Genomic DNA, 13,125 nt, shown 5'->3' with positions numbered 1-13,125 from the left:
CGCAACGTTCGCGATAGTGGCCCCGGGGAAACCCTTGTATTGAACTTTTTCTTATATTAGTACAAAATTTGCCCGTCTTGAACCTTGCTCCGGAGCCTTGAGCCGTGACTTTGCCCACCCCCTTCCCCCTGGTCGATGTACAGGGCAGCCCATACGAGCGGGGCCGCCAGCATGGCGCCGCCGTCCCCGAGCGCGTGGCGCGCAGCGTGGCCCTCTACCGCGGGCAGCTGGAGCGGCGCGGCGTTGCCGCGGACCGCTTGAAGGAACTGGCCGCCGCCATGGTGCCGGTGGTGGGCGACTATGACGCGGCCTACCTGGAAGAGCTGCGCGGCATCGCCGACGGATCGGGCCAGGCGCTGGAGGATGTGGTGGTCATCAACTGCCGCACCGAAATGATGTTCGGCCATGCCGAGCTGGGCCGCGCCCGCAAGGGGCTGGACGATGGCTGCACCGGCCTGGTCGTGCTGCCCGAGGCCGCCGCCGGCGGCAAGCTCATGCATGCCCATAACTGGGACTGGCGCGAGGAATGCGTGGACACCGGCATCGTGCTGCGCATGCGCCGCGAAGACGGCCCCGACCTGCTGGTGTTCACGGAAGCCGGCAGCCTCGCGCGCCACGGTTTCAACAGCGCGGGCGTTTCCCTGTCCGGCAATTTCCTGTCTTGCGAACACGACTATCAGCGCCCCGCCGAGGTGCCGCTGGTGCTGGTGCGGCGCAAGATGCTGGAAGCCAGCAACATCTGCAACGCCATGAAGGTGCTGTGGGCCTCGCGCCGCTTTTGCTCCAACAACCTGATGCTGGCGCAGGCGCAGGGCGAGGCGGTCGACCTGGAATGCTCGCCCGACGAAATCTTCTGGATCACCCCCGAGGACGGCCTGCTGGTACATGCCAACCACTGGATCAGCCCGCCCGCGCGCGCCAAGCTGTTCGACAAAGGGCTGGCGGCCAATCCGGATTCGATCTACCGCCAGCGCCGTGTGCAGGACATGCTGGCGCGCGCCACGGGCGGCATCGACTGGGACACGGTCAAGCGCATCCTGGCCGACGACTTCGCCGCGCCCGACGGCGTGCTGCGTTCGCCCAAGCCGGCCAGTTTCGACAGCATCTCGGCTACGGTGGCCACCACCTTGATGGAGCCGGCCAGCGGCGTGATGTGGATCGCGCGCAAGCCCTACGAAGGACGCAACTTCGCGGAGTACCGGCTCTTCTGAGCCGGCCCCCAGACCCGTATGCGGCGAGCGCCGCGCCTGGAGTGATCCCTATGAATTCGCATGCTACGCGCGCCAAGAACGCGCTGCTGTTGTCCGCCGCGCTGGCCGCCGCCGTGGCCGCTCTGCCCGCCGCCGTGCGGGCGCAGGCCGCCGCGCCAGAAATCCGCTACGCCGAAGGGTCGGGCACGCCGACCACGCTGCCCGGCGGGCGGTCCCGCAACACTTCCACCGACAACGTGCTGGCGCACGTGGTGGAGTCCCTGGTGGCGCTGCGCGCCGACATGAGCGTGGCCCCCATGCTGGCCGACAGCTGGACGCTGTCCGACGACAAGCGCGCCTATACCTTCAAGCTGCGCCAGGGCGTCACCTTCCATGACGGCACGCCCATGACCTCGGCCGACGTCAAATGGACCTACGACTACCTCAACGGCGCCCAGTCCGAGTACTCCTGCAAGAACCTCTACGACGGCAGCAAGGGCGCCAAGGTCGTGGCGGTGGAGACGCCCGATCCGGCCACCGTGGTGTTCAGGCTGGAGCAGCCCTACGCGCTGTTCCTGGACCAGATGGCCAGCGTGCAGTGCCCGATGCCGGTGCTGAGCGCCAAGAGCGTCGACGCCGACGGCAAGTGGGCCAGGCCCATCGGCACCGGTCCTTACGTGCTGGCGGAATGGAAGAAGGAACAGTACCTGCTGCTGACGCCGTACGCCGGCTACAAGCCGCGCGAGGAAGCGCCCAGCGGCATGGCCGGCAAGAAAGTGGCGCGGGCCAATGTGCGCTTCGTGGTGATTCCGGATGCGGCCGCGCAGAAGGCGGCGCTCATGGCGGGGCAGGTCGACGCCTACAACGCGGACGAAGACAATCTGCCGGCCAAGGACCCGCGCTGGAACATCGTCACCGAGCAGGGCCTGGACACCGTCAACCTGCTGATGCAGACGCGCGCGCCCTTGCTGTCGGATGTGAACATGCGCCGCGCCATCGCGCTGGCGCTGGACTTTCCCGGCATCGCCAAGGCTTTGAATAACGGCCAGGCGGCCTATAACCCGTCCCTGGTGCCCGCGGCCAGCGTCTACTACTCCGAGGCCGACCGCGCCGGCTACGAGAAGAACCTGAAAGAGGTCAAGCGCCTGCTCGATGCCGCCGGCTACCGCGGCGAGCCCCTGAAGCTGCAGGCCAACAAGCGCTATCCCTACCTGTACCGCGTCGCGGTGGTGACGCAGCAGCTGTTGGGCAAGGCCGGCATCAAGGCCGAGCTGGACATGCTGGAATGGGGCACCCAGGTGACCAACTTCCGCGAAGGCAAGTTCCAGCTGATGGCATTCGCGTATTCCGCGCGCACGGAGCCGGCGCTGATGTTCCGCGACGTGATCGGCGATAAGTCCAAAACGCCCATGGCCCAGTGGGAAAGTCCGGAGGCCGCGGCCATCCTGGAAGGCATAGAAGCCGAATCCGATCCTGCCGTGCGTAAGCAGGCCTTCGACAAGCTGCATGCCCTGATGCTGCGCGACACGCCGCTGCTGATGTACTACAACAAGCCCGGCTATGTGGTCGTTTCCAGCAAGCTGCAGGGCTTTACCGGCTGGCCGCTGCGCAAGCCGCGTTTCTTCAACGTGACCAAGAACTGAGGCGCCGTGCTGGGCTATCTACTCAAGCGCATCGCGGCGTCGGTGCCCACCGTGATCGTCGTCACGGTGCTCGTGTTCGCGCTGATACGCGCGATCCCCGGGGATCCTGCGTCGCTGATGCTGGGCGATATCGACAACCCTGCGCTGCTGGCGGAAATGCGCCACGCGCTAGGGCTGGACCGTCCTGTAGGCGAGCAGTTCCTGATCTGGGTGGGCAACGCGCTGCAGGGCGACCTGGGCATGTCCATCGCGCGGCGCGAACCCGTGATGCATCTGGTGCTGACGCATTTTGCGGTGACGGCCCAGGTGGTGCTGACCGCCACGCTGCTGGCCTGCCTGGTGGCGGTGCCCGCCGGCATGGTGGCCGCCTGGCGCCAGAACCGCCGCGCCGACACCGCCATCGTGTCGACCTCGATCCTGTTCGTGTCCATGCCCAGCTTCTGGGTCGGCATCCTGCTGATCTGGCTGTTCGGCGTGAAGCTGAACTGGTTGCCGGTGTATGGCTTCGAATCCATCGCCCAGGGCGGACTGGGCGCTGCTCGGTATCTGGTGCTACCGGTCTGCGCCATCGTGCTGACGGAAATCGCGGCCATCACGCGCATGATGCGCGCCAGCACCATCGAGACGCTGCGGCTGGAATACGTGGCGCATGCGCGCGCCAAGGGCCTGCCGGAAAAGCGCGTCATGCTGCGCCATGTGCTGCCCAATTCGTTCGGGCCCACCTTGACGGTGATCGGCCTGATGCTGGGCCATCTGCTGTCGGGCGCCGCGGTGATCGAGACCGTGTTCACGCTGCCGGGCATCGGGCGGCTGCTGGTGGAAAGCATCTATGCGCGGGACTACCCCGTGGTGCAGGGCTGCCTGCTGTTCATCGCGCTCTTGTACGTGGCGGTCAACCTGGTGGTGGATCTGCTGTATCCGCTGTTCGACCCGCGCGTGAAGCTTCAATAGGATCATCATGGGCTTTAAACATACCAATGCCGTCCTGGGCGGCGCGCTGGTCGGGGGCGTCGTGCTGCTGGCCCTGGTCGGGCTGGTGTACACGCCGCACGATCCGCTGGAAGGCGATCTGCTGGCGCGCTTTTCGCCGCCGTCGGCGGAGTACTGGCTGGGCACCGATGAATTCGGCCGCGACGTGCTGTCGCGGCTGATGGCGGGCGCGGGGGTCAGCGTGGCGGTCAGCGTGTTTTCCGTGCTGCTGGCGCTGCTCCTGGGCACGACGATAGGCGTCACGGCCGGCTATGCGGGCGGCTGGGTCGATCGCGGCATCACCGTGCTGGTGGAATCGCTGATGGCGTTTCCGGGCCTCCTGCTCGCGCTCGGGATCATGACCGTGCTGGGGCCGTCCAAATGGGGCGTGGTGCTGGCGCTGGGCCTGGCGTATGCGCCGTCGGTGTCGCGCATCGCGCGCGGCGCGGCGCTGTCCCTGCGCCAGCGCGATTTCGTCATTGCCTCGCGCGCCACCGGCCATGGGGGCCTATGGACCGTGTTCCGCCACGTACTGCCCAACTGCCTGCCGCCGTTGCTGATCTTCGCGACCTCGATCTTCGGTTCCGCCCTGCTGGCGGAAAGCGCGCTGAGCTTCCTGGGCCTGGGCGTGCCGCCGCCGCTGGCCACCTGGGGCGGCATGCTGTCCGAAAGCCGCAACGCCATGGACCAGGCCATCTGGCTGGCGGTGTTTCCGGGCGCCATGATTTCGTTGAGCCTGCTGGGCATCAATCTGCTGGGCGATGCGGTGCGCGATCTGCTGGATCCGCGCATGCGGGGGGTGATGGCATGAGCGCTGCGCAACCCTTGCTGTCCGTGCGCGACCTGGAGATCCGCTTTCCGGGCAAGCGCGACGCCGCGCCGGTGGTGAACCGGGTGTCATTCGATCTGCACGCAGGCGAATCGCTGTCCATCGTCGGTGAGTCCGGCAGCGGCAAGACGCTGATCGGCAAGACGCTGCTGGGCCTGTTGCCCGATTCGGCGCGCATCACCGGCGGACAGGCGCTGTTCGAAGGCCAGGACCTGTTGCAGCAGGCGCCGCGCGACTGGCTGGCGAAGCGCGGCACCGGCATCGGCATGGTGTTCCAGGAGCCGATGGTGTCGCTCAACCCGGCGTTCCGCGTGGGCGAACAACTGATCGAGGCGCTGGTTCTGCGCCGTGGCATGGCGCGCCGCGAGGCCTGGGACGAAGCCGTCCGGATGCTGGAGCGGGTGCGCGTGCGCGACGCGCAGGATTGCATGAAGCGCTATCCGCATGAATTCTCCGGCGGCATGCGCCAGCGCATTCTGCTGGCGGGCGTGATGCTGCTCAAGCCGCGCCTCCTGATCGCGGACGAACCCACCACCGCGCTGGACTGCGTGGTGCAGAAGGAAGTGCTGGACCTGATGTGCGAACTGACGCGCGAGCAGGGCACGGCGCTGATCTTCATCAGCCACAACCTGGCGCTGGTGGCCGCGTACACGCAGCGCGTGCTGGTGATGTGCCGCGGCCGGGCGGTCGAGACCGGGCCGGTGGCCGAGGTGCTGTCGCGGCCGGCGGATCCGTACACGCTCAGCCTGCTGGACGCGTTGCCCAAGCGCGGTCCGGCCCGGCCTGCCGTCGAAGCGGCGCCCATCCTGCAGGTGGACGGATTGGCGATCGACTACTCGGTCCGCGAGGGCTGGTTCCGCAAGCGCGCGGTGCGCGCCGTGCACCGCGCGACGTTCGCGGTGGCGCCGGGGGAAACGCTGGCCATCGTCGGCGAATCGGGCAGCGGCAAGACCACGGTCATGATGTCCATCCTGGGACTGGTGCCGCAGGCCCAGGGGCGCATCGAACTGGACGGCCAGGCCTTGCCCGCGGGCGGTTCGGGGCAGTCGTGGCAGGCGGCGCGCCGGCGGGTGCAGATGGTGTTCCAGGATCCCTATTCATCGCTGGATCCGCGCATGACCATCGGCGACCTGGTGGGGGAGGGCCTGCGGCTGGAAGCCGGCATGACGGCGGACATCCGCCGCAAGCGCGTGGCCGACGCGTTGCGGGACGTGGGCCTGGGCGAGGACTACGCCGAGCGCTATGCGCACGAGCTGTCCGGCGGCCAGCGCCAGCGCGTGGCCATCGCGCGGGCGCTGGTGCTGCGGCCCGAGGTCATCATCGCGGACGAGCCAGTGTCGGCGCTGGACGTCACCGTGCAGAAGCAGGTGCTGGAGACTCTGATGTCGCTGCAGCGTTCACACGGCTTTGCCTGCCTGCTGATCTCGCATGACCTGGGCGTGGTCGAGCAGATCGCCGACCGCGTGGTGGTGATGTTGCGCGGCCATATCGTCGAAGAAGGCACGCGCGACGAAGTGTTCGACCGGCCCACGCATCCCTACACGCGCCGCCTGTTGCAGGCGGTGCCGGAACTGCGCGGCAACCGGACCGAGGGCTTTCGCGTGGAAGTGCGCGACCTGCCGGCGGGCCCGGGCCGCGACGAGGCCGATTACTTCGATCCCTCGTCCGCGCCGGGCCTGCCCGCAATGACGGCGGTACTCGAATCGGGCGCGACCCACCGGGTGGCGCTGGCGGCAGCCGCGGCCGGGGCCTGAGGTGGGGCCTCAGCCGTGCCGCTCGCGGCTGTCGACGGGCGCAGCGTCGCGCTGGTTCATGCCGTAGTCGCGCAGCACCTGCGCCACGCGCAGGCGGTAATTGGCGAAGACGCCGCCGCGCCCGGCTTCCTGGGCCCGGCGGTGCGACTCCAGCGTGCGCCAGCGCTGGACCGCCGCTTCATCGCGCCAGAACGACAGCGACAGCAGCTTGCCCGGATCGCTCAGGCTCTGGAAACGTTCGACCGAGATGAAGCCATCAATGGCCTTCAGCTCGTCGATCAGGCTGGCGGCGATGTGCAGATAGGGATCGGGGTTGCCGTGGGCGGGTTCGACTTCGAATATCACTGCGATCATGGTGCTTGTTCCTCGGAAAAATCAAACTGCGGCACGCGCGCGTTGGGCAGCGGCCGGTAACGGAAACGGGCCGCCAGCGCCGCGGCATCCAGGCCTGCGCGCAGCAGGCGAGTGAGCGCGCCCGCCGCATGCAGGCGGGCCGGAAGGCGGCCCGGGCAGGCATGCCCGAAAGCGCCGAAAGTCCAGTGCGCCTCGGGTTGCACCGTGGCAGCCGCGGCCAGCACCAGCAGCACGGTCTGGCCGGCTTCGATGCGCAAGCCGCAGACGTCCATGCCCGCGGCGAGAAAGCGCCGCGTGTTGTGCAACGGCGGGTCGCTGCGTTCCACGTCGTCCACCAGTGCCAGCGCCGCAGCGTCCGTGAGATCCGCGCGCAGGCCGCGCCGTCCGGCCAGGACGATGGCGTTGCCCAGCAGGCCGGCGCCCGCCTCGCAGGACTGGAACAGCAGGCCGGCCAGGTTGGCGGCCAGCACCGCGGGCGCTATCTCCGCCCGCGCGCCGTCTTCGCGCAGCCGGCGCAGGGCCGGCGCGGCGTCGGGGGCTTGCAGATGCGATTCCAGGCGTGTCTGCAGGCGCTGCGCTGCGGCGTGTCCCGCTTCGATGCGATCCGCCGCTGCGGCGGCGGGCAGCGCGGACAGGAACGCCGCAATATCGGCGGCGCAATCTGCATACAGGTCAGGCGGCAGCCCCAGGAAGGCGGCTTGCGCATGCACCGGCGCGGCGCTCAGGTAACGGTCGACGGCGGCGGCGTCCAGGGGGCCGGGATCGGGACACGCGGGCGTACAGGGCCGCGCCGATTGTTCGCGGAGGTAGGCGCTCAGCAGGGCCTTCACCTGCGTGTGCGTTGCGCTGTCGTTCATGCGCACGAAGCGGCCGAAGAGTTCGCCCGCCGGGCCTGGACACAGCGCCTTGGGCACGGGCTCCGCGGCCGGGCGCACGCGCGCGGCCGGATGCTGCATGATGGCCGCTATCGCGTCCGGATGGCTGGCCACCCACAGGTCCAGCGCCGCCTCGCGATACAGCGGCCGCTCGCGCGCCAGCGCGGCGTAGTACGGGTAGGGGTCGGGGTGAGTGACCGCCTGCAGGGGATGGGCAGGATGCATGGCGATGGCCGGTAATGGATACGGCCGCCAGTATCCGCCAGCCTTGACGGCCACGATTCGATGCGCGGCGAACTATGCCTGCGGCGCGTCCGGGTTGCCTGCCGCCGCCAGCAGCGCGGCATAGCCGAGCCGCGAGTCCGGCCATTGCAGGGTGAAGCCGCTGGCACGCAGGCGGGCGTTGCTCAGCTTCTTGCTGCCGACGTTGGCCGGCGCCGGCGCCTCGCGCGGCGCGGGGGCGCCGATCAGCCTGGCAAGGTCGGCATAGAGCTCGTGCAGGGGCAGCGGCGTATCGTCGCAGCCTATGTAGACAGGCGCGACGTCGGGCAGCAGCGCCAGATGGACCACGGCCCCCGCCGCGTCGTCGATGTGGATGCGGTTGGCCCAGTGTTCGGGAGCGGTCGGCGCGCCTGCCGCGCCTTGGCGCAGGCGTTCGATCAAGTGCAGGCGTCCGGGGCCGTAGAGGCCCGCCAGGCGCAAGGCGGTCGAGGGCAGGCCGCGGGCCGCCAGCGCGGCTTCGGCCTCGAGCAGGATGCGGCCATTGACGCCCAGCGGCGCGGGCGGCGTGTCTTCGTCGACCCAGCCGCCTTCGTGTTCGCCGTAGACCGCGCTGGACGAGATGAACACGACGCGCTTGAGCTGTGTGGCGTCCAGCGCGTCCAGCACGTGTTTCAGGCCATCGACGAACACCGCGCGGTAGGCGGCGGCTTCGCGCGCGCCGGGCGCGGGCAGGTGGATGAGCCGCGTGACACCCGGGGGCAGGGCGGGCAGCCCGTCGGCGCGGGAGATGTCGCCCCGCAGCCAGCGGATGCCGGCCACATCCCCGACCGGTGGATTGCGGCGCAGCGCGTAGACTTCGTCGCCGCGCGCCAGGAAACGCCGGGCCGCGCGCTGACCCAGGTCGCCGCAGCCGATAAGGAGTACGCGTTCGGTCATGGAGAGTTCTGCCTGTCGAAAAAAAAGCGCCCCGCGGGGCGCCTTCGGTGGCCGGGCGCGGGCGTCCGGTAGCGTTACATGCCGCTGTACACGGGCCCTTCGCCGCCTTGCGGGGCCACCCAGACGATGTTCTGGGTCGGGTCCTTGATGTCGCAGGTCTTGCAGTGCACGCAGTTCTGCGCGTTGATCTGCAGGCGGTCCTCGCCGTGGTCGTCCTTGACGAATTCGTACACGCCCGCCGGGCAGTAGCGCGATTCCGGGCCGCCATACTTGGCCAGGTTGACCTGCACTGGCACGGACGGATCCTTCAGCGTCAGGTGGACGGGTTCGTTCTCGTCATGGTTGGTGTTCGAGATGAACACCGAGCTGAGCTTGTCGAAGGTCAGTTTGCCGTCGGGCTTGGGGTAGTCGATGCGCGCGCATTGCGATGCGGGTTGCAGACAGGCGTGGTCGGGCTTGTTGTGGCGCAGGGTCCAGGGCATCTTGCCCTTGAGCAGCAGCTGTTCGACGCCGGTCATCACGGTGGCGATGGTGCGGCCCTTCTTGAACCACTGCTTGAAGTTGCGCGCCTTGTTCAGTTCCGCATGCAGCCAGGAAGACTCGAAGGCCGCGGGGTAAGCGGCCAGCTCGTCCTGGCGGCGGTCAGCGACCAGCGCGTCGAACGCGGCTTCGGCGGCCAGCTTGCCGGACTTGATGGCGGCGTGGCTGCCCTTGATGCGCGAGGCGTTGAGGAAACCGGCTTCGCAGCCGACCAGCACGCCGCCCGGGAAAGTCAGCTTGGGCAGGGCCAGCAGGCCGCCCGCGGTGATGGCGCGCGCGCCGTAGGCGATGCGCTTGCCGCCTTCAAAGGTGCCGCGGATGGCGGGGTGCGTCTTGTAGCGCTGGAATTCGTCGAACGGCGACAACCAGGGGTTGGCGTAGTCCAGGCCCACGATCATGCCCACCGCCACCAGGTTGTTGTCCAGGTGATAGAGGAAGGAGCCGCCGTAGGTGTCGGCGTCCAGCGGCCAGCCGGCGGTGTGGATCACCAGGCCGGGCTTGGATTGGGCCGGATCGACTTCCCACATTTCCTTGATGCCGATGCCGTAGGACTGAGGATTGCGGCCATCGTCCAGCTTATAGCGTTCGATCAGCTGGCGGCCCAACTGGCCGCGCGCGCCTTCGGCGAACACGGTGTAGCGGGCGTGCAGCTCCATGCCGGGCTGGTAATGGTCGGTGTGCGAACCGTCGCGGGCCACGCCCATGTCGCCGGTGGCCACGCCGCGGACCGCGCCGTTTTCGTCGTACAGCACTTCCACGGCTGCGAAGCCCGGGAAGATGTCCACGCCCAGGGCCTCGGCCTGCTCGCCCATCCACTTCACGACATCGCCCAGACGGACGATGTAGTTGCCTTCGTTGTGGAAACAGGGCGGCAGCAGCCAGTTGGGCGTGGTGCGCGCGCCGGTCTCGGACAGGAACATGAACTTGTCATGCGTGACGGGCACGTTCAGGGGCGCGCCTTTTTCCTTCCAGTCGGGGATGAGCTCGGTCAGCGCCAGCGGGTCCATGACGGCGCCGGACAGGATGTGTGCACCCAGTTCCGCGCCCTTTTCAAGTACGCAGACGCCGATTTCCTGATTCTTCTCAGCGGCCAACTGCTTAAGACGGATAGCAGTGGCCAGGCCGGCGGGTCCACCGCCAACCACGACCACGTCATATTCCATCGACTCGCGTTCAGACATTGCAAAGCTCCCCGTATGTATTCCATATATGGCTGGAAGTATTATCGGCGATTGTATTGCAGGCGGAGGCCATGGTTGCCTTCGTATTTCTTTTAGCCATCAGGAGTAATTGGTGAACGCGGACAAAACCTCAGCGCGGATCCTGGCCGTGGGAGATATCCATCAAGTCGAACTGCCTTTGCGGTGGGGCGACTCGGACGCTCTGAATCATCTGAACAATGCGATGTATTTCCGCCTCATGGAAGAGGCCCGGATACAGATACTTTATGGCGCGGGTTTCGCGCTCCCCGCAGATCAGGGGCTCATCCTGGCGCATGCGTCCTGCGATTTTCTGCGGCCGCTGACCTATCCCGCCAATGTGCTCGTGACGCACAAACTCATGCGCATAGGCCGATCCAGCGCCGAATTCGAATTGCTGCTGGAGAAGGCGGGCGACGAAGGCGGTCCGTATGCCCGCGCGCGCAACGTGCTAGTCTGGATGGACTATGTGGTCAATGCGTCCGCCCCGTGGCCGCAAGAGGTGCTGTCCAAGCTGGGCGCCATGTTCAAGCCCGGGGCTTGAATCGGCGCCGGCCAAAATAGCGCGTGCGTTGGCCGGCCATGCCGGTAAAATCAGCGCAAAATCAAAAAAGCAATAAGGGCGCGCCACCCTAGGCGCCAGCCGCACAGGACTCCGTACGGTGTTGCTGGGACCGGCGTCGGCAGCCGCGCCCTCTTCAAGTTCGACCTTAACTAGGAGTTGGAGCGATGGACAAGGTTTTTGCAAGCGCCCAGGAGGCGCTGGCAGGCATCGTCAAGGACGGCCAGATGATTGCCGTGGGCGGTTTCGGCCTTTGCGGCATTCCCGAGGCACTGATCGCCGCGCTGCGCGATTCGGGCGTGAAGGATCTCACTTGCATCAGCAATAACGCGGGCGTCGACGGCTTCGGCCTGGGCCAGCTGCTCAATACGCGCCAGGTCCGCAAGATGATTGCGTCCTACGTGGGCGAGAACAAGGAATTCGAGCGCCAGTACCTGTCCGGCGAACTCGAGCTGGAGTTCACTCCCCAGGGCACGCTGGCCGAGAAGCTGCGCGCCGGCGGCGCCGGCATCCCGGCCTTCTTCACCCGCACCGGCGTGGGCACCATCGTCGCCGACGGCAAGGAAATCCGCGAGTTCGATGGCCAGCAGTACGTGATGGAGCGTTCGCTGGTGCCGGACGTGTCGCTGGTCAAGGCGCACATCGCCGACCGCAGCGGCAACCTGGTGTTCCGCAAGACCGCCCGCAACTTCAATCCGAACGTCGCCATGGCGGGCAAGTTCACGGTGGTCGAAGTCGAGGAAATCGTTGACACCGGCAGCCTGGATCCCGATCAGATCCATCTGCCCGGCATCTATGTGCATCGGATCGTGCTGAATGCCACGCCCGAAAAGCGCATCGAACAACGCACCACTCGCCCGGCCTAAGGAGAACAGACATGGCATGGTCCCGCGATGAAATGGCGGCACGCGCCGCGCGCGAGCTGCAAGACGGCTTTTATGTGAACCTGGGCATCGGCTTGCCGACCCTGGTGGCCAACCACGTGCCCAAGGGCATGGAAGTGTGGCTGCAATCCGAGAACGGCCTGCTGGGCATCGGCCCGTTCCCCACCGACGATGAGGTCGACGCCGACCTCATCAACGCAGGCAAGCAGACGGTCACGACCTTGCCCGGCTCCTCGATCTTCTCGTCGGCGGATTCGTTCGCGATGATCCGCGGCGGCAAGATCAACCTGGCCATTCTTGGCGCCATGCAGGTGTCCGAAAAGGGCGACCTGGCCAACTGGATGATTCCGGGCAAGATGGTCAAGGGCATGGGCGGCGCCATGGACCTGGTGGCGGGCGTGGGCCGCGTCGTGGTCCTGATGGAGCACGTGGCCAAGAAAAAGGACGGCACCGAGGACATCAAGCTGCTGTCCGAATGCAACCTGCCGCTGACGGGCGTGGGGGTGGTCGACCTGATCATCACCGACCTGGGCGTGATGGAAGTCACCGAAAACGGCCTCAAGCTGCTGGAAACGGCGCCGGGCGTGACGGTGGACGAGATCAAGTCCAAGACCCAGGCCAAGCTGGACGTGTCGGCAGTCAAGTAATCCTTGCGCCGCACCCATGAAAAACGCCCCTCCGGGGCGTTTTTTATGCCGTTTCGTCGAGCCGCATCCCCACATGCGGGATGCCGTCCTCGATGTACTCCTCGGTGACCTGCACGAAGCCGTGGCCGCCGTAGTAGTTGCGCAGTCGGGCCTGCGCGCCCAGGTACATGGCGCGGCCGGGCCAGCGCAGGCGTACTTCCTGCATCGCGTGGCGGATCAGCTCGTGGCCCAGGCCCTGGCCGCGGGTCCAGGGGGCGGTGATGACGCGTCCGATCTCGATCTGGCCGTCCTTCAGCGACGGATCCAGGATGCGGCAATAGGCGGCGAGCTTGCCGTCCTGCCAGGCCATCAGGTGCGAGGTCTGCCCGATCAGATCCTTGCCATCCATGTCCTGGAAGATGCAATTCTGTTCAATGACAAAGACTTCCGTGCGCAACCGCAGGATCGCGTAGATCTCGGTCACGGTCAGTTCCTGGTGCGGCTTGCAGATCCAATCGGGCATAGCGTCAATCCGGTGTGGC

Annotated in this window: 13 protein-coding genes; 8 read left to right on the top strand and 5 right to left on the bottom strand. The window is 67.2% G+C overall.

Going from position 1 to position 13,125, the window contains the following annotated elements:
* Positions 1-104: 104 nt before the first annotated feature.
* The 5 genes from IB257_RS15885 to IB257_RS15865 are packed head-to-tail and all read left to right on the top strand — an operon-like array spanning position 105 to position 6,385.
* Complete coding sequence (locus IB257_RS15885; protein WP_054450679.1) at positions 105-1,211, top strand: C45 family peptidase; 1,107 nt, start codon at positions 105-107, stop codon at positions 1,209-1,211.
* 50 nt (positions 1,212-1,261) lie between these two features.
* A complete protein-coding gene (locus tag IB257_RS15880; protein WP_054450680.1) occupies positions 1,262-2,833 on the top strand; it encodes an ABC transporter substrate-binding protein in 1,572 nt (523 codons plus the stop codon).
* 6 nt (positions 2,834-2,839) lie between these two features.
* Positions 2,840-3,784 (top strand): ABC transporter permease, encoded by a 945-nt coding sequence (locus IB257_RS15875; RefSeq protein ID WP_013392266.1) that lies wholly within the window; start codon positions 2,840-2,842, stop codon positions 3,782-3,784.
* A 7-nt stretch (positions 3,785-3,791) separates the two neighbouring features.
* Positions 3,792-4,613: an ABC transporter permease gene (locus IB257_RS15870; RefSeq protein WP_192492561.1), complete on the top strand. Its 822-nt coding sequence runs from the start codon at positions 3,792-3,794 to the stop codon at positions 4,611-4,613.
* Positions 4,610-6,385 carry an ABC transporter ATP-binding protein gene (locus IB257_RS15865; RefSeq protein ID WP_175161939.1) on the top strand — a complete coding sequence of 592 codons (1,776 nt, stop codon included), beginning with the start codon at positions 4,610-4,612 and terminating at the stop codon, positions 6,383-6,385. Before IB257_RS15870 ends, IB257_RS15865 begins: the two co-directional genes overlap by 4 nt.
* A gap of 9 nt (positions 6,386-6,394) precedes the next feature.
* On the opposite strand, the gene IB257_RS15860 is transcribed toward IB257_RS15865, so the two are convergent.
* The 4 genes from IB257_RS15860 to IB257_RS15845 form a co-directional block, all read right to left on the bottom strand.
* Entirely contained in the window at positions 6,395-6,739 is a 345-nt protein-coding gene (locus tag IB257_RS15860) for an antibiotic biosynthesis monooxygenase (RefSeq protein WP_054450685.1), read from the bottom strand.
* The gene (locus IB257_RS15855) at positions 6,736-7,839 is read right to left on the bottom strand and encodes a cytochrome (protein WP_175161941.1); all 1,104 of its coding nucleotides are present in this window, start codon (positions 7,837-7,839) and stop codon (positions 6,736-6,738) included. Before IB257_RS15855 ends, IB257_RS15860 begins: the two co-directional genes overlap by 4 nt.
* Positions 7,840-7,911: 72 nt before the next feature.
* Positions 7,912-8,772, bottom strand: coding sequence for an NAD-dependent epimerase/dehydratase family protein (locus tag IB257_RS15850; protein WP_192492560.1), 861 nt, complete (start codon positions 8,770-8,772; stop codon positions 7,912-7,914).
* Positions 8,773-8,846: 74 nt separating this feature from the next.
* Complete coding sequence (locus tag IB257_RS15845) at positions 8,847-10,493, bottom strand: electron transfer flavoprotein-ubiquinone oxidoreductase (RefSeq protein WP_054450691.1); 1,647 nt, start codon at positions 10,491-10,493, stop codon at positions 8,847-8,849.
* A gap of 112 nt (positions 10,494-10,605) precedes the next feature.
* On the opposite strand from IB257_RS15845, the gene IB257_RS15840 reads away from it, so the two are divergent.
* The 3 genes from IB257_RS15840 (at position 10,606) to IB257_RS15830 (ending at position 12,604) form a co-directional block, all read left to right on the top strand.
* The gene (locus IB257_RS15840) at positions 10,606-11,055 is read left to right on the top strand and encodes a thioesterase family protein (protein ID WP_054450693.1); all 450 of its coding nucleotides are present in this window, start codon (positions 10,606-10,608) and stop codon (positions 11,053-11,055) included.
* Positions 11,056-11,240: 185 nt separating this feature from the next.
* A complete protein-coding gene (locus IB257_RS15835) occupies positions 11,241-11,939 on the top strand; it encodes a CoA transferase subunit A (protein WP_025137174.1) in 699 nt (232 codons plus the stop codon).
* Positions 11,940-11,950: 11 nt separating this feature from the next.
* Complete coding sequence (locus IB257_RS15830; protein WP_054450695.1) at positions 11,951-12,604, top strand: CoA transferase subunit B; 654 nt, start codon at positions 11,951-11,953, stop codon at positions 12,602-12,604.
* Positions 12,605-12,647: 43 nt separating this feature from the next.
* Here the strand turns inward: IB257_RS15830 and IB257_RS15825 are convergent, their stop codons facing one another.
* Positions 12,648-13,106: a GNAT family N-acetyltransferase gene (locus IB257_RS15825; protein ID WP_054450697.1), complete on the bottom strand. Its 459-nt coding sequence runs from the start codon at positions 13,104-13,106 to the stop codon at positions 12,648-12,650.
* Positions 13,107-13,125: the final 19 nt, after the last annotated feature.

This window comes from Achromobacter sp. ACM03 (assembly GCF_014851665.1).
Lineage (GTDB): Bacteria > Pseudomonadota > Gammaproteobacteria > Burkholderiales > Burkholderiaceae_B > Achromobacter > Achromobacter aegrifaciens.
Note: the sequence above shows the minus strand (reverse complement) of the source record. Positions and strands in the feature narration are given on the sequence as shown.

Coding starts and splice junctions, on each gene's coding strand:
- IB257_RS15870 (WP_192492561.1), top strand. CDS start 3,792: ATGGGCTTTAAACATACCAATGCCGTCCTGGGCGGCGCGCTGGTCGGG.
- IB257_RS15835 (WP_025137174.1), top strand. CDS start 11,241: ATGGACAAGGTTTTTGCAAGCGCCCAGGAGGCGCTGGCAGGCATCGTC.
- IB257_RS15865 (WP_175161939.1), top strand. CDS start 4,610: ATGAGCGCTGCGCAACCCTTGCTGTCCGTGCGCGACCTGGAGATCCGC.
- IB257_RS15860 (WP_054450685.1), bottom strand. CDS start 6,739: ATGATCGCAGTGATATTCGAAGTCGAACCCGCCCACGGCAACCCCGAT.
- IB257_RS15825 (WP_054450697.1), bottom strand. CDS start 13,106: ATGCCCGATTGGATCTGCAAGCCGCACCAGGAACTGACCGTGACCGAG.
- IB257_RS15880 (WP_054450680.1), top strand. CDS start 1,262: ATGAATTCGCATGCTACGCGCGCCAAGAACGCGCTGCTGTTGTCCGCC.
- IB257_RS15830 (WP_054450695.1), top strand. CDS start 11,951: ATGGCATGGTCCCGCGATGAAATGGCGGCACGCGCCGCGCGCGAGCTG.
- IB257_RS15855 (WP_175161941.1), bottom strand. CDS start 7,839: ATGCATCCTGCCCATCCCCTGCAGGCGGTCACTCACCCCGACCCCTAC.
- IB257_RS15850 (WP_192492560.1), bottom strand. CDS start 8,772: ATGACCGAACGCGTACTCCTTATCGGCTGCGGCGACCTGGGTCAGCGC.
- IB257_RS15845 (WP_054450691.1), bottom strand. CDS start 10,493: ATGTCTGAACGCGAGTCGATGGAATATGACGTGGTCGTGGTTGGCGGT.